A 21,115-nucleotide genomic window follows, 5' to 3' on the forward strand; every position below is an offset into this window, starting at 1 on the left:
GCGGCTCGGGCGAGGACGCCGAGGCACTTCCGCAGGGCCCGAGCTACGCTGGCGTGCCCGCGACCGTCGACGGCCTCAAGGTCCCGGCGCGCGTCCAGGGCGAGGACATCGCGCTGGCCACGGACCGGGACGGGTTCGCGCCGCGCTTCTGGCCCGGCGTCAACCTCGGCACGACGCTGCCGGGGACGTTCCCGGGCCAGCTCGCGCCGACCCGGAAGGACTACGACCGCTGGCTCAACGGCATGGGCGAGCTCGGGGTCCGCCTGCTGCGCGTCTACACGATCCTCCCCCCGCACTTCTACGAGGCGTTCGCCGCGCACAACACGGCGCACCCCGACCGGCCGATCCACCTGCTCCACGGGGTGTGGATCCCCGAGGACGAGTTCATCGAGGGGCGCGACGCGTACGCGCTGCTCGACGACTGGAAGGCGGAGCTCTCCGACGCCGTCGCCGTCGTGCACGGCGACGCGAACCTGCCCGAGCGACCCGGCCACGCCTCCGGCCGGTATCGAGCCGACATCTCGCAGTGGCTGCTGGGCTGGTCCCTCGGCGTGGAGTGGGACCCGCAGGCCGTCGAGGAGACGAACCGCAAGAACGCGGGGAAGGGCCCCTACCGTGGCCGCTACATCCGGGCCAGCGCCGACGCGAACCCGATGGAGAGCTGGATCGCCGCGGGCATGGACCACGTCGCGACGCTCGAGGCCAAGCGCGGCTGGAGCCGTCCCCTGACGTTCACGAACTGGGTGACGACCGATCCGCTGGAGCACCCCAGCGAGGCGGCCGAGAAGGAGGACCTCGTCTCGATCGACGCGACGCACGTGCGGGCCACGGAGGCCTGGCCGGGCGGCGTCTTCGCGAGCTACCACGTCTACCCGTACTACCCGGACTTCCTGCGGTGGGAGTACCGCGACGCGAAGGCCGCCGACGGGACCACCGACCCCTACGCCGGATACCTGCGAGCCCTCCGCGCCCACCACCGCGGGATGCCGATCATGGTCACGGAGTTCGGGGTGCCCGCAAGCCTCGGCGCGGCGCACCGGGGCCCGATCGGACGCGACCAGGGCGGGCACTCCGAGCAGGCGGCCGGCAAGATCGACGCCTCGCTGCTGCAGCGCATCCGCGAGGAGCGCTACGCCGGAGGCGTCCTCTTCGCCTGGGCCGACGAGTGGTTCAAGTTCACCTGGAACACGGCGGAGCTCGAGCTGCCCCCCGAGCGCCGCGCCCTGTGGCGCAACGCGCTGACGAACGAGGAGCACTTCGGCATCGTGGCCGTCGAGCCCGGCCGCAAGCCGACGAAGGTCCTCGACGGGGACGACCGCGACTGGACGGCCTCCACGAGCCAGTCGATCGCCGAGTCCGCCGGCCCGGTGGAGGACGTGCGAGCCACGCACGACGCGGGCGGCCTGTGGCTGCGCGTGCGCCTGCGGGAGGACCGGGCCTGGGAGCGCGGACCGATCCGGATCGGCTTCGGCGTGACGGGGAAGGGCAACCGCGGGCTGCCGGGCACGAACGGCGCGGACCCCCGCGCGGACCACGGCGTGATCGTCGGGCCGGGGGAGAAGGCCACGCTCCTGCAGGCGGCGTGGCTCGACCCCCTCCCGTGGCTCTACGGCATCGCCTACGACTACGTGCCGTTCGACCAGGCGGCGATGCGCACGAGCAGCGGCGCGTGGAGCCGGCCGCGGCAGCTCCTCAACCGACCGCAGAACGTGCCGGGCGTAGGCCCCCAGCCCGCCGAGTTCCACGACCTCTCGCGACTGCGCTGGGGGACGGCCGACCCGGACGCCCCCGGCTTCGACCACCGCAACCTCGTGATGGGCCGCGGCAAGGTCCTCGAGCTGCGCGTGCCCTGGGCGCTGCTCGGCTACTCCGACCCCTCGAGCCACCAGGTGCTCCGCGGGCGGAAGGACGGCACGGTGACGTCGGAGCGCACGGGCCGCGTCTCGATCTCCGTGCAGGCCGGCTCCGACGCGCCGCTGCGCACCGCGGGCTACGACTGGGAGGACTGGTCGACCGTCGAGTTCCACGAGCGCCGCAAGGCCGGCTGGGGCGCCGTCCGGCGGGAGATGGCGACGGGCGCGGCGAAGGGCCCGGCCTCCGGAGACTGACGGCCCGGGCCCGAGAGGCCGATGGCCGTGGGCGGCTGCGCCGACCGGGCGTTACGGCCCCGCGGGTCCGGGCGGCTCCTCCTCGGTGGCGAACCCCTTGCGGGTCATGACGCCCCACTCCGTGTTGCCGCGGGCGTACTTCCACAGGCCCTTCAGGCGCCAGACGACCGTCAGCTGCCGGTAGCCGAGCGGTTCGATCAGCGCCCAACCGAGCAGCACGAGCGTCTCGCGGCCCCGCCCGTAGCCGCGGTACGTCCACTCCTCGAGCGCGATGGTCAGCACCGTCATGATCAGGCCGAGGCCGTAGGCGACGAGCAGGAACAGCGCGGCGAAGGGCCAGTTCACGGTGTCCGTCGCCAGGCCGATGACCAGGCCGATCAGGCCGATCGCCTCCACGACGGGGCCCAGCAGCTCGACGAGGACGAAGTACGGGTAGGCGACGAACCCCAGGCTGCCGTAGCGGGGGCGCAGGGCCACGCCGCGGTAGCGCCAGAGGACGTCGGCCAGTCCGCGGTGCCAGCGGTCGCGCTGGCGGCCCAGGACCTTCAGGGACTCCGGGACCTCGGTCCAGGCGACGGGGTCGGGAACGAACTCCACCCGGCCCGGGCCGCCGTCCTCGTACGCACGGCGGCGCAGGCGGGCCACGAGCTCCATGTCCTCGCCGACCGTCGCGTGCTCGTAGCCCTGGGCCGCCAGCACGGAGGACCGGCGGAAGAGGCCGAACGCCCCGGAGATGATGAGGTTGCCGCCCATCCGGTTCCAGCCCAGGCGGCCCGTGAGGTAGGCGCGGAGGTACTCCACGGACTGCACGCCCGCCAGGAAGCCCCGGGGCGTGCGCGGGGTCACCACGCGGCCGTGGTCGACGCTCGAGCCGTTCACCGCGCGGATCGTGCCGCCGGCCGCCACGATGTCGGAGCGCATGAGGAACGGCTGCACCATCCGCAGCAGCGCCTCCGGCTCGATCAGCGTGTCGGCGTCGATGGCGCACACGAGCTCGCCCGACGCCACGTTCAGGGCCGCGTTGAGGGCGTCGGCCTTGCCGCCGTTCTCCTTGTCGACCACGACGAGGTTCGGTGCGATCGAGGAGCGCTCCACGCCGACGATGGGTTGGTGCTCGACGGCGTGGCGGTGGATGGGGTGCTGGGGCTCGAGCGAGAACGCCCGGCGCAGCACGCCCATCGTGTCGTCCTTCGAGCCGTCGTTGACGAGGACGATCTCGAGGTCGGGGTAGCGCAGCGTGAGCAGGGAACGGACGCTCTCCACCACGGTCGCGGCCTCGTTGTAGGCCGGGGCGAGGATGGAGACCCGCGGCGCGACGTCCGAGCCGAGCACCCGCCAGCGGGACGCGAGGACCTCGGCGGCGCGCTGGCGGCGCAGCTCGACGGCCGCCATCGTCAGCAGGACGAGCAGGAACCCGTTCAGGGCGAGGAAGTAGCCGAGGATCACCCACTGCGAGTCGACCAGGATCCTGCGCCCGATCTCGCCGGCGGAGGCGGCCAGCGGGCCGAGGGCGAGCAGGGGGTGGTCCGGGAGCAGCGCGAGCGGTGGGACGGGCGGCACGTCAGACGCCCGCCGGGCGGCCGAGCACGAGGCGCGCCATGTCGCGCGCGTCGGGGTTCTCGTCCTCGAGCGCTCGGCGCAGGAGCAGGCCACCCGCCGGCCCGAAGCCCTCCAGGGCCAGGGCCGCGGCGCGGCGCACGTCCCACTCGGCGTCGCGCAGCAGGACGCGCAGGCGCGGCCCGGCCGGCCAGTGCTGCGCGCGGCCGAGCGCCGAGGCCGCGGAGGCGCGCACGCCCGGGTCGGGATCGTCGAGCAGCCCCGCGATCTCGTCCATGGCGTCGGCCCCGGCGGTGCGGCCGGCGAGGTCGGCCGCGAGCGCCCGCGTCGGCGGATGCGGGTCGTGCAGCAGCCGCAGCGCGGCCGGGCCGAACATGCTGTCGCCCGAGGGCGCGCAGACCTCGAGCAGCCGGGCGGCCGACGGGCCTTCGGCGTGGTCCAGCGCGTCCCGAAGAGCCGGCAGCGCGGTGCGCCCGGAACGCAGGAGCGCGTCCTGCACGGAGAAGCGGGACACGAGCTCGGGATCGTCGAGGTGGGCCACGAGACGGCGGGAGACGGCCTCGCCCGGCTCACGCGCAGCCCAGCCCGCCGCCTGGGCGCGGACCTCGGCACGCGGGTCGTCCAGCAGCCTCGGCATCGCGTCGGCGCCGCCGCCGACGGTCGAGAGCACCTGGGCGCCCCGGAGCCGGCGGGTCCAGCGGCGGCTGCGGGTGTCGCGCTCGGCCCGGGCGGTCACGCCGGCGTCGGCGGCGGCCCGCGAGAGCACGCCCCGGCCCGATCCGCCCAGGACCGGGGCGTAGGCGGCGAGGACGGCGACGGTGTCGCGGACCGGCAGGCCGCGCAGCGCGCCGGCCACGGCGGGCGCCGCTGCACCGTCGGCGAGGGCCTCCGCGAACGCCTCGCGGGCGCCGTCGAGCCGCCGCGAACGGCGGCCGTCGGCGGCGACGTGCCAGGCCACGTGGCCCAGCACGAGCGCGAGCGCGACGAAGAGCACCACCGCCTCGGCCAGGAGCGACCAGCGGAGCACCTCGAGCGCGCTCACCGCAGCATCGCCCCGCGGACGCGCTGCAGCAGCACGGGCAGGCTGAACGGCTTCGCGACGTGGTCGGTGGCGCCGGCCTCGAGCGCCTCGAGCACCTCGCGCTCGCCCGCGCGGGCGGTGAGCATGATCACCCGGCTGTGCTCGAGCGCGCCGTTGCGGCCCATCGCACGCAGGACCCGCAGGCCGTCGATGCCGGGGAGGTCCCAGTCCAGCAGGACGACGCGTCCGACCACGGTGGGGGCGTCGCCGGCCAGCGCCGTCGCGGCCTGCAGGCCGTCGCCGAGGTGCCGCACGGTCAGGCCCCGGCCGTCCAGGGCGTGCTCGAGGAGCGCGACGATCGAGGGGTCATCCTCCACGAGTACGACGTCGACGGTCGGTCGGACGCCGTCGTCGGCACCCGTCCCCTCGGCGTCGGCCGGGACCGCGGCACCGCCGAGGGCGGCCTCCTGCCCGGTACCGCCCGCCCGGGTGAGCGTGCGGACGCGGACCAGCCGGTTGCGCACGCGCCCGACGAGGGCCCCGGCCGGACCGGCGGGCGCCGTGGCGCTCCCGTCGAGGTGGTCGTCGGCCCCGGCGGCGAACGCCTCCTCCGCCGACGGCACACCGTCCCCCGCGACGGCGAGCACCGGCAGAGCGGACCAGCGCGGGTCGTTGCGCACCGTGCGGCAGCCGGCGAGGACCGCCTCGGCGGCGCCGGCGAGGACGAGCAGCTCGGGGCGGGCGCGGGCGAGGAGCGGACGGACGTCGCCGTCGTCGGCCTCGACGGTCAGCCCGGCCCGGCGCAGTCCGGCGACGATCGCCTCGCGGGCCTCCCCTGCGGGGGCGGACACGGCGACGGGCGTGCCCGCGATCCGCAGACGGTCGAGGAGGGCGCTGAGGGCCGCGGCGGTGGCCGGCACGTCGGCGTCCGACGGTAGGGGCCCGTGCGCCCGCCGGTGCGTCACGTCGTCGCGGACGAGCTCCTCGTCCTGGTCGACGACGAGGACGGGCAGCTCGTCCGCGAACTCGTCCAGCAGCTCGAGAACCGCCGTGGGACCGCCCGGGATGTGCGCGTCGAGCAGCAGGCCTCCCGGGACACGGTGATGGAGCGCATCGCGCGCCTCGGCCGGCCCGGCCAGTGCTTCGGCCCGCAGTCCGAGGGCGAGGAGCGCGTCGGCCAGCCTTGCGGCGCGACCCGGGTCGCCGCCCACGACCAGGACGTCGGCCGGGCCCGCGGCGGCCGACGGGGCGGAGGCCCCGGACGTGGCGCTGGGGGCGTCCGCGGTGGCCGTCGCCGACGGGGTCCCGCGCCCGGGGGACGCGGCCTGGTCGCTCGTCCCGGCCGGGGCCGACGCCGCCGAGCCCGGTGCGCCCCCGTCCTGCGGGGCCGGGTCGGCGTCGTCGTCCGGCGGACCCTGCACGTCGTCGCGCTCGAGCTCCGCACGCAGGTCCTGCGCGAGACCGGCGAGGCGCGGGAGGTCGCCGATCTGCGGCGGGCCGTCGCGCAACGCATGCTCCAGGGCCCGGGCGTGGACGGACGCGCTGTCGAAGCCGAAGGTGCCCGCCGACCCCGCGATCTGGTGGGCGGCGCGCTCGGCCTCCCCGCGCCCGGCGTCGTCCAGGGTGCCCTCGAGCGCGTCCGTTATCGCCCCCTCGACGACGGACAGGCGCTCGAAGATGCTGGGCCGCCGGCGGGCCCAGACGGCGCGGAGGGCGTTTTCGAGGTCGTCGTCCTGAGACATGCGCGTGCCACGGGTGGGGGATCCGGCCCGGCGGGGGCCGGGCGGTACCCGAGACCGTACCGCCCGCGCCCTGAGCCGGTGGGCGATCGCGACCTGCGACCCGGACGGCCGCGGGGCGTCGAGGCCCGCGGAGGACAGGGGCGCACCGCGACCGGCTAGCGTCCCCGGCATGAGCACGAGCGAGAAGCCGACCGTCGAGATCCCCGACGGCGCCCCCTCCTACCAGCTCGAGGTCGAGGACCTCGTCGTCGGCGAGGGCGAGGAGGCCAAGGCCGGCCACACCGTCGAAGTGCACTACGTCGGCCACTCCTGGTCGACGAAGGAGCAGTTCGACGCCTCGTGGGACCGCGGCGACACCTTCAAGTTCGGCCTGGGCAAGGGCATGGTCATCCAGGGCTGGGACCAGGGCGTCGAGGGCATGAAGGTCGGCGGCCGCCGCCGGATCACCATCCCGCCGATGCTCGGGTACGGCAAGCGCGGCGCCGGCGGCGTCATCGGCCCGGACGAGACCCTCGTCTTCGTGGTCGACCTCCTGGGCGTCCGCTAGGCGGCAGACCGGGTCCCGCCCCGAGCGTCCCGGGCCGGGCCGCGCAGGAGTGCGGCGCGGTTCGGGGCACCCGGAGGGGCCGGACCGGCGTCGCCCGCGAGCGGCGCTCCGGTCGTGCGCTGGCGGTCGCGGTCGACGGACCGGAGCGGGAGCGATGCGGCAAACCTCGGACGCAGCACCGGCCGGGAACCGCTGCCGGCGCCCGCCCCCCTCCCTCAGAACACGATGAGCAGGCGGCCGCGGACGCCGCCCGCCTCCATCCGCCGGTGCGCTTCGCCGACCTCCTCGGGCGGAAAGGTCGCCGACACGGGCAGGGGCAGGCGGCCGGCGCCGGCCAGCTCGCGGAGGTGCAGGAGCGCCTTCGTGTCTTCCAGGCGCTCGGCGACCCAGACCGCGTGGGGGACGATGCCGCGCTCCGTCTCGCCGCGGAACCCGCGGACGGCCGCGTAGCCGCCGCCGTCGCGGACCGCCGCGTAGATCGCGGGGCCGAGCAGCGCGGCGTCGAGCACGGCGTCCACGCCGTCCGGGACGAGCTCGCGCACACGGGCGGCCAGCCCGTCGCCGCGCTCGAGCACGTCGTCTGCGCCGTACCCGGCAACGAGGTCGCGCTCGTCGGCGCGGGCATCCGCCAACACCCGCAGGCCGCGCTCCTTCGCGAGCGGGATCGTCAGCGCCGACAGGTGGCCGGCGCCCCCCGTGATCAGCAGCGTGCCGCCGGACGGGATCGACAGCAGGTCGAGGGCATGGATCGCCGTCAGCCCGTTCATGGGCAGGGTGGCGGCCTCCTGCAGCGTGGCGCCCTCCGGGAGCGGCACGGCCGACGCCTCGGGGACCACGATGAGCTCTGCCTGCGCTCCCCCGTCGGGGCCGGGGCGCCGCGGCAGCACGGCGGCCATGACCTCGTCGCCGACCGCCAGTCGGGTCACGCCGGGGCCGACGGCGTCGATCGTCCCCGCGGCGTCCATCCCGGGGACGATCGGGAAGGGGATGTCGCGGTAGGCCGCCGCGGCCGTCCCGTCGCGGGTCGTGATGTCCGTCGGGTTGACCGCCGCGGCCGCGACCCGGATGCGGACCTCGCCCTCCCGCGGCTCGCGCGGCTCGCGGTCGAACACCTCCAGGACGTCGGGTCCACCGAACTCCGGGATGCCGATCGCGCGCATCCGACGACGCTAGCGGCTCGGCGGATCGTCGGCCGGCGGCATCCGATCGCCCTTCCGGCTACGTACTGAGAGGGAATGCCTCAGAACGACACCGCCGCTCGCAGCCTCGAGCACTGGAGCGAGGACGGTCGGCGCGGGATGGACGCGTTCTACGCCCTCGCGCACCTCGACTACCGCCTGCTGGCCAAGGCGCTCGACCACCCGCGGCTGTTCCGAGAGGTCCGTGAGCGCGCAGGGAACCCCGAGTCGCTGAGCCTGCTCGACGTCGCGTGCGGCTCGGGCAAGTTCCCCGCCGCCCTCCTGCGCGACACCGCGGTGCCCGCGCTCGCCGACGAGGGCCTACGGGTGGACTACGCGCTGCTCGACCCCTCCGCGTTCTCGATCGCGGAGGCCGCGGCGGAGCTCCGCCCCCCGTTCCACGAGGCCCAGCGGCTCGAGACGACGCTGGAGGACCTCGACCCGTCCGTCGGCCCGTTCGACGTCGTCTGGGCCACCCACGCGCTCTACGCGCTGGAGCCCGCGCACCTGCAGGCCGCGGCGCGCCGGCTCGTGGCGGCGACGGCGCCCCACGGCGTGGCGCTCATCGCCCAGGGCACCGCCGACGGTCACTACCTCGCCTTCTACCGCGCGTTCCTGGAGGGGGTGCGCGGCGGCGAGGGCACCCCGTACGTCTCGTGCGAGGAGCTCGTCGAGGCGATCGGGATCGCGGTCAAGGACGGGCCGCACGAGATCGTCGTGCGCCGGCTCTCCTACGACCACGTCGTCGCGCAGGACGACCGCGACGTCGTCGAGGGGTTCCTGCAGCGCTGCGCGTTCGACGACTCCGTCTCGCTGGAGCAGATGCTCGACGCGCCGGTCCTGGGCGACTACCTCGCGGGCTGCCGCGACGACGCCGCCGGCGTCTGGCGGTTCCACCAGGAGGTCGACCTCGTCCTCCTCACCCCGGGGGAGACCCGATGAGCACCACCGACCCGACCGCCGAGAACAGCCGCATCCTCTCCGCCGAGCACGCGCGGGAGTCGGGCGTCGACCAGCCGTGGGAGGCGTCGAACGAGGCGTGGTGGGACTGGTACCTGTCCCTCGCCGCGACGGACGGCACACCGGCCGAGCTCGTCCCCGTCGAGCCTCCGGAGGACGTCGAGCCGCTGACCGTCGCGGAGCTGGCCGAGGAGCTGCGCGAGCCCTACGTGCTGAGCGACGCCCAGGCCGCCGGGTTCGCCGCCGATCTCTACGCCAAGCTGCCCGGCGTCCTCAGCCCGCGCGCGCTGGCGACGGGACGTCGCGAGGTCGAGCGGCTCGCCGCCGCGGGCGAGGGCCCCGGATCCTCCGGATTCCTCAGCCTCGACCTCATGTGGCGCACGGACTCCGCGGTCCTGCGGCTCTTCGCCCTCTCGCCGCGCCTGGGCCGCCTGGCCGCCGACCTGCTCGGCGTCGCCGACGCCCGGATCTACCACGACAACGTGCTGAGCAAGCAGCCCGGCTGCGGCCGCACGCCGTGGCACTTCGACGCGCACCACTTCCCGATCGCCTCCCGCGACATCGTCACGAGCTGGATCCCCCTGCAGGCGATCCCGGAGCCGATGGGCCCGCTCGCCTTCGCGCCCGGCAAGGACACCTGGCGGCTGGCCGAGGACGTGGACTTCGACCGCGCGGGCGACGGCTACGACCGCGGGGTGGAGGCGGCGTTCCGCGAGGCCGGGGTGCGGGTCGACGACGCCCCGTTCGCCCTCGGCGAGGTCTCGTTCCACCACGCGTGGGCGTTCCACTGCGCGCGCGGCAACGGCACCACGCAGCCGCGGCAGGTGATGGCGACGACGTACTTCGCCGACGGCGCGCGGCTCGTGGACCAGCCCACGATGGTCTCGGGCGACTACGAGAAGTTCCTGCCCGGCGCGCAGCCCGGCGGGATCATCGACACGCCCCTGAACCCGGTGGTGTCGCGGTGAGCACGGCGGGAGAGCGCGCCCCCGGGAACGACACGACGTTCGTGGCCGGCGCGACGGCGGACGGCCTCGCGGTCGTGCCCGTCCCCGGCGTGGACTACTGGCGGCGGCGGGCGATCGCCCTGGGCGACCGCGCCGTCGTCAACCTCGACCACCCCGTCGACGGTGACCTCGACGCGGTCGCGGACGGGCACCGGGCGCAGCTCTTCCCGCTCCTGCGCGCCGAGCTGACGGGCGCGGAGCGGACCGTGCTCGACCTCGGATGCGGCACGGGGCGCCTGACCCCGGGCCTGGCCGCGCTGCTCGGCGGCCGCGCGATCGGGGTCGACCCGGTCGCGGAGCTCCTGGCCCTGGCACCCCCGCACCCCGACGTGGAGTACCGCCGGATGGACGAGGCGGTGCTGCCCGTGGGCGACGGCGAGGTCGACGTCGTCTTCACCTCGCTCGTCCTCGGCGGCATCCCGATGCCCGCGCTCGGCCGGACGATGGCCGAGATCCGGCGGGTGCTGGCCCCGGGCGGCCTGGTGTTCCTCTCGGAGTCGGTCTCGGACGGCGACGACGCCGCGCACTGGGCGACCCGCACCGCCGCCGACTACCGCGCGCTGTTGCCGTGGGCCGGGCTCCGCGAGACCGGCGGGTTCGACGACGCGGGCGACGCCATCGCCGTGCTCGTCGGCCGCGCGCCCGCGGACGGGGCGCCCGACCGCTAGGTCGGGTGCGCACACACGGGTCGTCCGCGGTGTGGCACGATTCGTCGTCGCCGCGGCGCACCGCGGCGCGTGATCGGAGCGACCCGCTCCCGTCGTACCCAGGACTCGATCAGTCGGACGCGAGCACCCGCCGGACCCTCGACCGCCGTTTGCGGGAGGGCCTCACCGGCGAGGGTGGGCAGGCCGTCACCGAGGCCGCCACCACCGAAGGACCCACCGTGAGCGAGAACGCTCCCGACGGCACGCCCGTCACCGATGACACGACGACCGCCCCCGCGCTCGTCGACTCCCCCGTGAGCGAGGCCCCCGAGGCCCCCGCCACCGACAGCACGACGATCTCGGCCGGCGACGCCGTCGAGGCGCCGGACGCCCCGGCCGCCGAGGCCGAGACCGCGGAGACCGAGGTCGACGCCCCGGCCGAGGTCGAGACCCCCGAGGTCGCGCCCGAGACCTCGGAGGCCGAGGTCGAGACCCCGGCCGTCGAGGCCCCCGAGGCTGCCGCCTCCGCCGACGCCGACGCTGAGACGCCCGACGCCGAGACCCCCGAGGTCGCCACCGCCGACGCGGCCCAGGCCATCGCGGACGACGCCGACGCCGAGGCCGCTCGCGCCGAGGCCGTCGCCCAGAAGGTCGCCGCCGACGCCGAGAAGGCCGAGCGCGAGCGGGCCGCGAAGTCCGAGGCCCGCAAGGCCGCCGACATCCAGCGCCTCGCCGACCAGGCCGCCGCCAGCACGGCCGCCGCGTCCGCCCGCGCGGCCGACATCAAGGCCGAGGGCGGCGTCACGTTCGCCGACCTGAACCTGCGTCCCGAGCTGCTCAAGGCCCTGACCGGCCTGGGCTACGAGGAGCCGACGCCGATCCAGCGCGAGGCCATCGGGCCGATCATCGCCGGCAAGGACCTCCTCGGCCAGGCCGCCACGGGCACCGGCAAGACGGCGGCGTTCGCGCTGCCGCTGCTGCACCGCCTGGAGCGCTCGAACCGCCAGGGTCCCCGCGGGCTCGTCCTCGTGCCGACGCGCGAGCTGGCGATGCAGGTCTCCGAGGCCATGTACTCCTACGGCAAGGCGCTCGGCATCCAGGTGCTGCCCGTCTTCGGCGGCCAGCCCATCGTGCGTCAGCTCAAGGCCCTGAGCCGCGGGGTCGACATCGTCGTCGCCACGCCGGGCCGCGCCATGGACCTCATCGCCCGCAAGGCGCTGAACCTCGGCACGATCGAGATGGTCGTCCTCGACGAGGCCGACGAGATGCTCGACATGGGCTTCCAGGAGGACATCGAGGGCATCCTCGGCGCCACGCCGAGCGAGCGCCAGACGGTGCTGTTCTCCGCCACGATGCCCTCCCGCATCGACAAGCTCGCCCGCAAGCATCAGCGGGACGCGGTCCGGGTGCAGCTCGCCCGCGAGGAGACGCCGGACGGCGAGGCCCCGAAGGTCCGCCAGAGCGCCTACGTCGTCGCCCGCCAGCACAAGGCCGCCGCGCTCTGCCGCGTGCTGGACCAGGAGCAGCCGTCCGCGGCGATCGTCTTCTGCCGCACGCGCGCCGAGGTCGACGAGGTCGCCCAGACGCTCAACGGCCGCGGCTACACCGCCGAGGCCCTGCACGGCGGCATGGACCAGACCCAGCGCTCGCGCACGATCGACCGCCTGAAGGCCGGGACGACCGAGCTCATCGTCGCCACCGACGTCGCGGCCCGTGGCCTGGACATCGACACGCTGACCCACGTCGTCAACTACGACGTCCCGTCGGCCCCCGAGGCGTACGTGCACCGCATCGGCCGCGTCGGCCGCGCGGGCCGCGAGGGCGTCGCGATCACGTTCGCCCAGCCGCGCGAGCACCGCAACCTGAAGAACATCGAGCGGCTCACGAAGCAGCAGATCACGGTCGAGCGCGTCCCGACGGTCGCCGACCTGCGCGCCCGCCGTCTCGACATGACGAAGGCCGCCCTGCGCGAGAGCCTCCTCGAGGACGACCTGTCGCTGCTGCGGCGCGTCGTCGAGGAGCTCGCGGACGAGTTCGACGTCATGGACGTGGCCGCGGCCGCGGTCAAGCTCTCCCACGAGGCCGGCGGCGCGCCGGTCGACGAGGAGGACATCCCCGAGGTGGCCGCCGGCCGCCAGAAGGAGCACCGCGGCACCGGGTTCCGCGAGGCCCGCGAGGGCTCGGCCGGTGCGGGTGGCAACCGCCGCGAGCGCCGCGGCAGCGGCGACGGCACCACGCGGATCTTCGTCGGCGCCGGCCGCGCGGCGCGGATGCGCCCGCAGGACCTCGTCGGCGCGATCGCGGGCGAGTCGTCCCTGAGCGGCCGCGACATCGGCTCGATCCAGATCAACGAGCGGTTCTCGCTCGTCGAGGTCCCCGACGCGGCGGCCGACGACGTCATCGAGGCCCTTCGCGGCACCACGATCAAGGGTCGCAAGCCCAAGATCCGCCGCGAGGTCTGAGCGGGGCCCGCCGCCCTGCGGCGGCGGTGACCGGCCTCCCGCTGGCGGCAGTCTGAATATGGAAGGTCTTCTTGCCATATTCAGAGCGCCGGTCGCGGAAGGTGGCGGTCGGGGTGCCGGACACGGGCCAGGTGGAGCCCCGGCCGGGGTCCGCGGTCGAGGCCGGGCGGTCGGCGGCCCGGAGCGGCAATTCGGCAGGATGCGGCCATGACCGCCCTGCCGACGCTCCGGTCCTCCTCCGACGCCGAGGCGCTGCGCGCGGCGGTGCAGGCGTTCGTCGACGACACGGTGCTGCCCGGCGTGGGGGAGTGGGACCGCGAGGACGTCCTGCCCGACGCCGTGTGGGACCGGCTCGTCGCCCTCGGGTTGCCGGGCGCGATGGTGGCGCCGCGGTTCGGGGGGCAGGGGCGCACCGTCTCCGAGCTCGTGCCCGCGTGGCGCGCGCTCTCCCGCGGCTGGATCTCACTCACGGGCGCCGTCAACCCGACGGGGCTGGCCACGGCGCTGCTGAGCACCCACGGCACGCCGGAGCAGCAGGAGCGGTGGCTGCCGCAGCTCGCGTCGGGCGCGACCCACGCCGCGTTCTCGATCACGGAGCCCGGCGCCGGCAGCGACCTCACCCAGATCACGACGACGGCCACGCGGATCGACGGCGGCCTGCGCATGGACGGCCGCAAGCGCTGGGTCGCTGGCGGGGTCACGGCCGGGGTCGTCTGCACGATGGCGCTCGTCGACGGGGCGCTCTCCTGCGTGCTGCTCCCCGCCGACGGTCGCGACTCGCCGACCTGGCGGGTCGAGGAGCTCGACAAGGTCGGGTACCGCGGGGTGGAGTCCGCCGCCTACGTCTTCGACGGCCACGAGGCGCCCGGGGCCGAGGTGCTCGGCGGGCCGGAGCAGGCGGGGAAGGGCGCGCGGCAGATGCTCGGGGCGCTCGGCGTCGGGCGCGTGAACGTCGCCTGCCGGGCGCTCGGGATCGTCGACCGGGCGCTCGAGGCCGCGCTCGAGGAGGCCACGCACCGCGAGGTCGGCGGCGGGGCGCTGGGGGAGCACACCCACGCGCAGCTGCGGATCGGCGAGATGCGGGCCCGGCTGCTGGCCGCCGAGGCGCTGACGCTCCGTGCCGCCGCGGCCGTCGACGCGGGGGCCGAGGAGGAACGCGACCTGACGTCGGCGGCGAAGGTCGTGGCGTCCGAGACCGCCGTGTGGGCCGTGGACCAGGCCGCCCGCCTGGCCGCCAGCCGCTCCTACCGGGCCGGCGACGAGCTCGCCCGCCTGCGCCGCGACGCCCCCCAGACGCAGATCGGCGAGGGGGCCAACGACGCGCTGCTGCTGGCGCTCGGACGCGGCCCCGTCGAGGCCGCGGGGGACGACGACGCGGGGTGAGCGCCGCGTCCCGGGCGGGGGGTGCGGCCCACGACCGCGGTCGCCTTTATGCTCGCCGTTCCAGGAGACCGCCCCACGGGGCCGAAGTCGAGGGTGAATGCAGAGGATCGTGCGGGACACGTGGGCGTGGCGGGGGGCTCTGGCCGCCGACGAGCTGCGCTACACGCCGGTCCTCGCCGACGCCATGTCCGGGCCGATCACCACGCCGGCACGGACCGGGTGGCCCGTCCTCACGTCGCAGCTCGAGGCCGCGTGGGCCGTGCCCGGGGCCGAGGGCCACGGCATCCACGCGCTGACGGGGCCCGCGGCGGCGCACCTCTCCCTCGTCGCGCGCACCGGCGGCTACCACGCGGTGATCCCACGCGACGCGCCCGAGATCCGGGCCCCGTTCGAGGTCATCCGCGGCCAGGACGAGGACGTCCCGACGCTCGAGGAGGCCCTGACGCTGCTGGAGTCCGGGGGCGTCATCGAGCGCACCGCGACCCGGCTGGCGCTCCTGCGTCCCACGCCGCCGTCCGTCGAGCGGATGCGCCTCATGCGCGACCGGCTCGACGACCACGACCACGACGCCCCGGACGACCCCGTGACCAACCGGCTGCTGCGCGCGGTGTGGCGGCAGACGTACTCCGGGATCGGGACGGGCCGCTTCCGCGAGCTGGCCCGGCACGGGCGCCTGCGGGCCAGCCTCGACCTGCGGCCGCGCGACGAGCCCGCGGACCCGTTCTTCGAGGTCGGGGTCGCATCGCTGCCGGCGCTGCACGGCGAGCTCACCGTCGACCGCGACCAGCCCTACCCCGAGCGCAGCTGGATCCCGCTCTCCCACATCGCGCTGGAGGCCCCGGACGGCGCTCCGGTGCCGCTGCTCTCCACGCGGGTCGAGGTCGGCGCGCTGCTGCTCGGCCGCGGCGAGGGGGCCAACGCGGTCCGGCGCGCGGTCCGCGGCACGATGGTGTGGCAGGCCCTCGCCCGGCGCACGAGGTGGATGACGGGCCCCGTCCGGGTCTCGACCGCCACGCTGGCGGAGGAGCTGGCGGGGGTGCTCGGCCTGAAGGCCGGAGCGGACCACCGCAAGCTCGTGCGGGCGCTGCTCGGCGACCTCGAGCGCGCGGGCCTCCTCGGCCGCGACCGCGAGACGGACGGCCCCGTGCTGCTGCGTCCGCCGGCACCCGACGCCGCGCTGGCCCGGCACGCGTTCGACGCCTACGCACTGTGGCGGCCCAGCATCTCGGTGGATCCGCCCGCGCCCTTCAGCGAGCTGCTCCGCGAGCACCGCGACGACGGCGTCCGCGCCCCCTGGGCCCGGGCGTTGGAGGAGCGGCGCGTGCGGGTCGAGGTCCTGCCGGAGGAGTGACCGGGCCGGCGCCGGTCCGTCTGCCCGCCGGCTGCGCACCCAGGCCGCCTGCGGCCCTCCAGGGTTCCCGCGAGGCTCAGGCGCCCTTCGTCGCGAAGCCCTTGCGGGTCATGACGCCCCAGTCCGAGCGGCCGCGGAGGAACCGCCAGATGCCCCGCAGCCGCCAGAGCACCGTGAGCTGCCGGTAGCCGAACGGCTCGAGCAGCGCCCAGCCGACGAGGACGAGCGTGTCGCGCCCACGGCCGTAGCCGCGGTAGGTGAACTGCTCGAGAGCGATGGTCGCGAGCGTGAGGAGCAGCCCGAGCCCGTACGCGACGAGGAAGAAGAGGATCGCGAACGAGCCGTTCAGGGCCCCGACGGCGAGGCCCAGCCCCAACCCGACCAGCCCGAGGACCTCGACCACGGGCCCGAGCAGCTCGACGAGCAGGAAGTACGGGTAGGCCACGAAGCCGAGGCTGCCGTAGCGGCGCCGGAACGCCATCCCGCCGTGACGCCGCAGCACGTCGGCGAGCCCGCGGTGCCAGCGGTCGCGCTGCCGTCCGAGCACGCGCAGGCTGTCGGGGACCTCGGTCCACGCCACGGGGTCGGGCACGAACTCGACGCGGCCGGGTCCGCCCTGCTCGTACGCGCGCCGGCGCAGGTGCGCCACGAGCTCCATGTCCTCGCCGACCGTGTCGTGCACGTAGCCGCCCGAGGCGAGCACGGCGTCGCGCCGGAAGAGCCCGAACGCGCCCGAGATGATGAGGTTGCCGCCCAGCCGGTTCCAGCCCAGGCGGCCGGTCAGGAACGCGCGCAGGTACTCCACGGCCTGCATCCCCGCGACGAGCTGCCGCGGGGCGCGCGCCTCCACCACGCGGCCGCGCTCCACGCGGGAGCCGTTGGCCACCCGGATGGTGCCGCCGGCGGCAACGGTGTCGGAGTGCAGCAGGAACGGGCGGACCATCCGCAGCAGCGCCTCCGGCTCGATGACCGTGTCGGCGTCGATCGCGCAGACGAGGTCGCCGGTGGCGACGTTCAGGCCGGCGTTCAGCGCGTCGGCCTTCCCGCCGTTGCGCTTGTCCACGACCACGAGGTTCGGCGCCGTCTCGGAGCGGTAGAGCGCCCCGATCGGCTGGTGGTCGAGCACGTGGTGGTAGACCGGGTGCAGGCCGCGCAGGGCGAAGTCCCGGTGCAGGACCGCCATCGTGTCGTCCGTCGAGCCGTCGTTGACGACCACCAGCTCGAGGTTGGGATAGCTCATCGTCAGCAGCGAGCGCAGGCTCTCCGTGACGGTCAGCGCCTCGTTGTAGGCGGGGGCCACCACGCTGATCCGCGGCGCGACGGCGGAGCCCAGCAGGCGCCAGCGCGACTCGAGAGCGGCGGCGCGGCGCTGGGCCTTCAGCTCGAGCGCGGCGGCGCCGAGCAGCGTGAGCAGGAACCCGTTCATCACGACGAAGTACGCGAGCACGGCGACCTGCGAGGCGAGCAGCCCGTCGCGGATCGTGTCCGCGACCGCGGAGAGGGGGAGGAGGACCGGGGGCATCACGCGAGCCCGCCCGTCGGCAGCTCGAGCATCCGGCGGGCCATGTCGCGGGCGACGAGGGCGTCGTCGTCGAGCGCCCGCTTGAGCAAGAGCGTCCCGGGGGGTCCGAGTCGCTCGAGCGCGACGGCCGCGGCGTGGCGGACCTCCCACGCGTCGTCGCGCAGCGCCCGGCGCAGGGCACCGCCGGCCGGCCAGTGCTGCGCCACGCCGAGCGCCTCGCACGCCGCCGCACGGACCGCGTCGGACGGGTCCTCCAGCAGCGCCAGCAGCTGCTCGGCGCCCTCGTCGGCGGCGGTGCGGGCGACGAGGGGCGCGGCGAGCACGCGGACGGCGGGGGAGGGGTCCTGCAGCAGGCGCAGGGCCGCGGGGCCGAACGCCCGGTCGGCGAGGGCGACGCACACGGCGAGCAGGCGCTCGGCGTCCTGGCCCTCCGCGCGATCGAGCGCCTCGCGCAGCGCGGGCACCGCCGCGGGCCCCATCCGGATGAGCGCGTCCTGCACGGAGAAGCGCGACGCCGGCCGGAGGTCGGTGGCGTGGTCGACGAGGCGGGCGATGACGTGGTCGGACGGATGGTCCATCGCCCACGCGGACGCCTGGGAGCGGACCCGGGAGGACCGGTCGTCGAGCAGCGCCGGCATGACGCTCTCGCCGCCCCCGACGACCGTGAGCACCCGCGCGCCCTCGAGCCGGCGGCCCAGACGGCGGGACCCGACCCGTCGCACCGCGTCGGCGGTGAGGCCGGCGGCCGCCGCCGCGTGCGTCAGCACGGTGCGGTCCGCGCCGGCGAGCAGCGGGGCGTACTCGGCGAGGATCGACAGCGATTCGCGGCGCCGCAGACCGCGCAGCGCGGCGGCCACGGACTCCGGGTCCGCGCCGTCGGCGAGCGCCATCGCGAGCCGCTCCCGGGCGGCGGCGAGCCGCCGCGACCGCCGCGGGCTCAGGACGGCGCCGCGGAGGACGTCACCGCCGATCGCCAGGAGCACGAGCGCCACGAGCACGGCCTCGAGGAGGACCGCCCAGACCAGGGCCTCGCGCGGGATCACGCGTCGAGTGCCCGTCGGACGCGGCCCAGCAGCACGGGGACGCTGAACGGCTTGGCGACGTGGTCGCTGGCGCCGGCCTCGAGGGCCTGGAGGATCTCGTCCTCGCCGGCACGGGCGGTGAGCATGATGACCTTCGTGCGCTCGAGCGCCCCGTGCTCGCGCATGGCCCGCAGCACCGCGAGTCCGTCCACGCCCGGCAGGTCCCAGTCCAGGAGCACGACCCGGGCCGCCACGTCCGGTGCCCCGCCGCCGAGCATCGTGCGCGCGGCGTCGCCGTCGTCGACGTGGAGGTAGCTGTAGCCGCGGGCCTCGAGCGCGTAGCGCAGGAGGGCGGCCAGGGTCTGGTCGTCCTCCACGAGCACGACGTCGGTGGTGGAGACGTCGAGGTCGGCCCCGCCGGCCGAGACGATCCGCCCGCCGCCCGCGTCGGACGCCTCGCGGCTCGCGCGCTCCGCGGCGCGCAGGAGCGCGTCGACGGTGTCCCCGTCCCGGCCCGCGACGGCCAGGCCGACGCTCAGGGAGCGCGGCGCCGTGTCGCCGGGGACGACGGACCCACCGCCCCGCACGGCGTCGAGCACCCGGGCCAGGCGCTCCCGGGCGTCCGCCGGCGTGGTGCCGGCCATCGCGACGACGAACTCGTCGCCGCGCCAGCGCACGACGACGTCCTCGCCACGGAACGCCCGGCGCAGCACGTCGGCGCTGGCCCGCAGCGCCGTGTCGCCCGCCGCGTAGCCGTGGCGGGCGTTCAGGCTCTGGACGTCGTCGGAGTCCAGGTAGGCCAGGCAGTAGGGCGCACCGTCGCGGATCGCGAGCGCGTGCAGGTCCTGCAGCAGCGCCTGCCCGCGGTCGGGGCCGACGAGCCCGGTGAGGGCGTCGCGCTCGTGGATCTCGCGCAGCAGCCGTGCACGCTCCAGCCGGTTCTGGATGCGGACGACGAGCTCGGGCCCGACGAACGGCTTGGCGACGTAGTCGTCGGCGCCCGCGCGGAAGACGGAGAGCACGGTGTCCGGATCGGTGGCGGCGGACAGCACGATGACCGGGAGCGCACCGCGCCGGGGATCGGCGCGCACCGCGCGGCAGAGGTCGATGCCGCTGTGGCCCCACGGCAGGTCGATGTCGACGAGCAGCAGGTCCGGCTCGAAGCGGTCCAGCAGCATCCAGAGGTCCTCGGACCCGTCGGAGACGGCGACCTCGAGGCCGGCGTGCTCGAGCACCAGCCGCACGGCGGCGCGCATGGCGACGTCGTCGTCGATCGCCAGGACGCGGGTGCCCGAGGCACGGGTGCGCTCCCGCAGCTCGAGGACGGCGTCGACCGTGTCGGGCACCGCGCGGTCCGCGCCCACGACGGAGCGCACGCCGGCCTGGGCGATCTCGAGGCGGTCGATCCCGGCGCCCTCGTCGACGATGGCCACGGTGGTGGCGTGGGCGGCGGCCTCGGCGAGGAAGGCGAGCGCGGGGCCGGGGCCGTCGGGGCCGGAGAGGTCGACGAGCACGAGCCGGGCGCCGTCGGCGCCGAGGTACGCGCGCGCCGTGTCGAAGCGGTCGTGGGCGCGGGCGCGCAGGCCGCGGCCGAGGGCCTCGTCGGCCAGCCGGCCGGCGCGGCCGGCGGGGCCGCCGACGACGAGCAGCTCGGGGCGGGCGAGTCCGGTGGCGGGCGCGACGGGGGCCGGAGACGACGCGGGCGCGGGAGGCGTGGCGAGGGCGGCGGCGGAAGCGGCGCCGACGGCGCGAGCGGCGCCGGCGGTCGGCGCGGAGTCGACGGCGGGACCGACGGAGGACGACTCGGGCGGGGCGGCGGCGTGGCCGCCGCCGGAGAACGCGAGGACGGCCGGGGCCGGGGTGGCCGCGTCGGCGTCGAGGACCGCCGGCTGTGGTGCCGTCGGCGTGGCGGGACCGGCGTCGGGGGGCACGTCGCCCCGCTCGAGCTCGGAACGCAGGTCGACGACCAGGCCGGCCAGGCGGGGCGGCTCGTCGGCCGGGAGCGGGACGACCGCGAGGGCGTGCTCCAGCTCGCGGGCGTGGGCGGACGCGGCCAGGAACCCGAAGGTGCCGGCGGAGCCCGAGATGGCGTGGGCCGCACGCTTGGCGGCGAGCTGGACGTCCTCGGCGAGCGTGCCCTCGAGGGCGTCCGTCAGCGCCGACTCGATCACGAGCACGCGCGCTTCGATCTCCGGCCGCCGCTCACGCCAGATCTCGGCCATCGCCTCCAGCAGCTCGGCGTCCGGGTCGGTCACGGTGCCCAACCGAGCTCCCCGCGCACCAGGTCGGCGATGGCCAGCGGGGAGAACGGCTTGGCGATGACGCCGTCGGCGGGCTGCTGGGCGGCCTCCTCCGTGCTGGCGGTCATGAGCACGACGGGGACGGCGGACGCGGTGTCGGCGCGCAGGCGGCGCAGCACCTCGATGCCGTCGATGCCCGGCATGGTGAGGTCCAGGAGGATCGCGTCGGGTGGATCGGCGGCGACGGCGGCGAGGCCGGTCTCGCCGTCCACGGCGGTGTCGACGGCGAAACCGCCGCGGGCGAGGCCGAGGCGGGCGGCCTCGCGGATGAGCTCTGAGTCGTCGATGACGAGGATGCGCTGGGGCAT

General features: G+C 76.1%; 16 protein-coding genes. 8 read left to right on the forward strand and 8 right to left on the reverse strand.

Going from position 1 to position 21,115, the window contains the following annotated elements; all coding sequences use genetic code 11:
• Positions 1-53: 53 nt before the first annotated feature.
• The gene (locus F593_RS25670) at positions 54-2,108 is read left to right on the forward strand and encodes a hypothetical protein (RefSeq protein ID WP_157251849.1); all 2,055 of its coding nucleotides are present in this window, start codon (positions 54-56) and stop codon (positions 2,106-2,108) included.
• 51 nt (positions 2,109-2,159) lie between these two features.
• On the opposite strand, the gene F593_RS0115075 is transcribed toward F593_RS25670, so the two are convergent.
• Genes F593_RS0115075 through F593_RS28550 form a run of 3 tightly spaced genes read right to left on the reverse strand, consistent with a single transcriptional unit; the run spans position 2,160 to position 6,428 of the window.
• Positions 2,160-3,668, reverse strand: a complete 1,509-nt coding sequence (locus F593_RS0115075) for a glycosyltransferase family 2 protein (protein ID WP_022929584.1) — start codon at positions 3,666-3,668, stop codon at positions 2,160-2,162.
• A 1-nt stretch (position 3,669) separates the two neighbouring features.
• Positions 3,670-4,707 carry a HEAT repeat domain-containing protein gene (locus F593_RS0115080; protein ID WP_028721707.1) on the reverse strand — a complete coding sequence of 346 codons (1,038 nt, stop codon included), beginning with the start codon at positions 4,705-4,707 and terminating at the stop codon, positions 3,670-3,672.
• Complete coding sequence (locus F593_RS28550; protein WP_051160552.1) at positions 4,704-6,428, reverse strand: response regulator; 1,725 nt, start codon at positions 6,426-6,428, stop codon at positions 4,704-4,706. Before F593_RS28550 ends, F593_RS0115080 begins: the two co-directional genes overlap by 4 nt.
• Before the next feature lie 169 nt (positions 6,429-6,597).
• Between F593_RS28550 and F593_RS0115090 the strand changes: the two genes are divergently transcribed.
• Positions 6,598-6,975: an FKBP-type peptidyl-prolyl cis-trans isomerase gene (locus F593_RS0115090; RefSeq protein ID WP_022929586.1), complete on the forward strand. Its 378-nt coding sequence runs from the start codon at positions 6,598-6,600 to the stop codon at positions 6,973-6,975.
• 215 nt (positions 6,976-7,190) lie between these two features.
• On the opposite strand, the gene F593_RS0115095 is transcribed toward F593_RS0115090, so the two are convergent.
• The gene (locus F593_RS0115095; RefSeq protein WP_022929587.1) at positions 7,191-8,135 is read right to left on the reverse strand and encodes a quinone oxidoreductase family protein; all 945 of its coding nucleotides are present in this window, start codon (positions 8,133-8,135) and stop codon (positions 7,191-7,193) included.
• Positions 8,136-8,210: 75 nt separating this feature from the next.
• Here F593_RS0115095 and F593_RS0115100 point away from each other — a divergent pair, with 75 nt between their 5' ends.
• From F593_RS0115100 to F593_RS0115125, 6 genes are all read left to right on the forward strand, one after another.
• Positions 8,211-9,095: a class I SAM-dependent methyltransferase gene (locus F593_RS0115100; RefSeq protein WP_084630098.1), complete on the forward strand. Its 885-nt coding sequence runs from the start codon at positions 8,211-8,213 to the stop codon at positions 9,093-9,095.
• Entirely contained in the window at positions 9,092-10,081 is a 990-nt protein-coding gene (locus F593_RS0115105; RefSeq protein WP_022929589.1) for a phytanoyl-CoA dioxygenase family protein, read from the forward strand. The genes F593_RS0115100 and F593_RS0115105 overlap by 4 nt, the downstream gene beginning before the upstream one ends.
• Entirely contained in the window at positions 10,078-10,788 is a 711-nt protein-coding gene (locus tag F593_RS28555) for a class I SAM-dependent methyltransferase (RefSeq protein WP_022929590.1), read from the forward strand. Before F593_RS0115105 ends, F593_RS28555 begins: the two co-directional genes overlap by 4 nt.
• 761 nt (positions 10,789-11,549) lie before the next feature.
• On the forward strand, positions 11,550-13,229 hold the full coding sequence (locus F593_RS0115115) for a DEAD/DEAH box helicase (protein ID WP_028721708.1): 1,680 nt from the start codon (positions 11,550-11,552) through the stop codon (positions 13,227-13,229).
• A gap of 207 nt (positions 13,230-13,436) precedes the next feature.
• On the forward strand, positions 13,437-14,612 hold the full coding sequence (locus F593_RS0115120; protein ID WP_022929592.1) for an acyl-CoA dehydrogenase family protein: 1,176 nt from the start codon (positions 13,437-13,439) through the stop codon (positions 14,610-14,612).
• Between the two features lie 97 nt (positions 14,613-14,709).
• Positions 14,710-15,963, forward strand: a complete 1,254-nt coding sequence (locus F593_RS0115125; protein WP_022929593.1) for a hypothetical protein — start codon at positions 14,710-14,712, stop codon at positions 15,961-15,963.
• A 76-nt stretch (positions 15,964-16,039) separates the two neighbouring features.
• Here F593_RS0115125 and F593_RS0115130 read toward each other — a convergent pair whose 3' ends face one another.
• The 4 genes from F593_RS0115130 to F593_RS0115145 are packed head-to-tail and all read right to left on the reverse strand — an operon-like array spanning position 16,040 to position 21,115.
• The gene (locus F593_RS0115130; protein ID WP_022929594.1) at positions 16,040-17,485 is read right to left on the reverse strand and encodes a glycosyltransferase family 2 protein; all 1,446 of its coding nucleotides are present in this window, start codon (positions 17,483-17,485) and stop codon (positions 16,040-16,042) included.
• Positions 17,485-18,528, reverse strand: a complete 1,044-nt coding sequence (locus tag F593_RS0115135; protein ID WP_022929595.1) for a HEAT repeat domain-containing protein — start codon at positions 18,526-18,528, stop codon at positions 17,485-17,487. Before F593_RS0115135 ends, F593_RS0115130 begins: the two co-directional genes overlap by 1 nt.
• Entirely contained in the window at positions 18,525-20,762 is a 2,238-nt protein-coding gene (locus F593_RS0115140; protein WP_022929596.1) for a response regulator, read from the reverse strand. Before F593_RS0115140 ends, F593_RS0115135 begins: the two co-directional genes overlap by 4 nt.
• Positions 20,759-21,115 (reverse strand): response regulator transcription factor, encoded by a 357-nt coding sequence (locus F593_RS0115145; RefSeq protein WP_022929597.1) that lies wholly within the window; start codon positions 21,113-21,115, stop codon positions 20,759-20,761. Before F593_RS0115145 ends, F593_RS0115140 begins: the two co-directional genes overlap by 4 nt.

The sequence above is a fragment of the Patulibacter americanus DSM 16676 genome (assembly GCF_000420025.1).
GTDB classification, from domain to species: Bacteria; Actinomycetota; Thermoleophilia; order Solirubrobacterales; family Solirubrobacteraceae; genus Patulibacter; species Patulibacter americanus.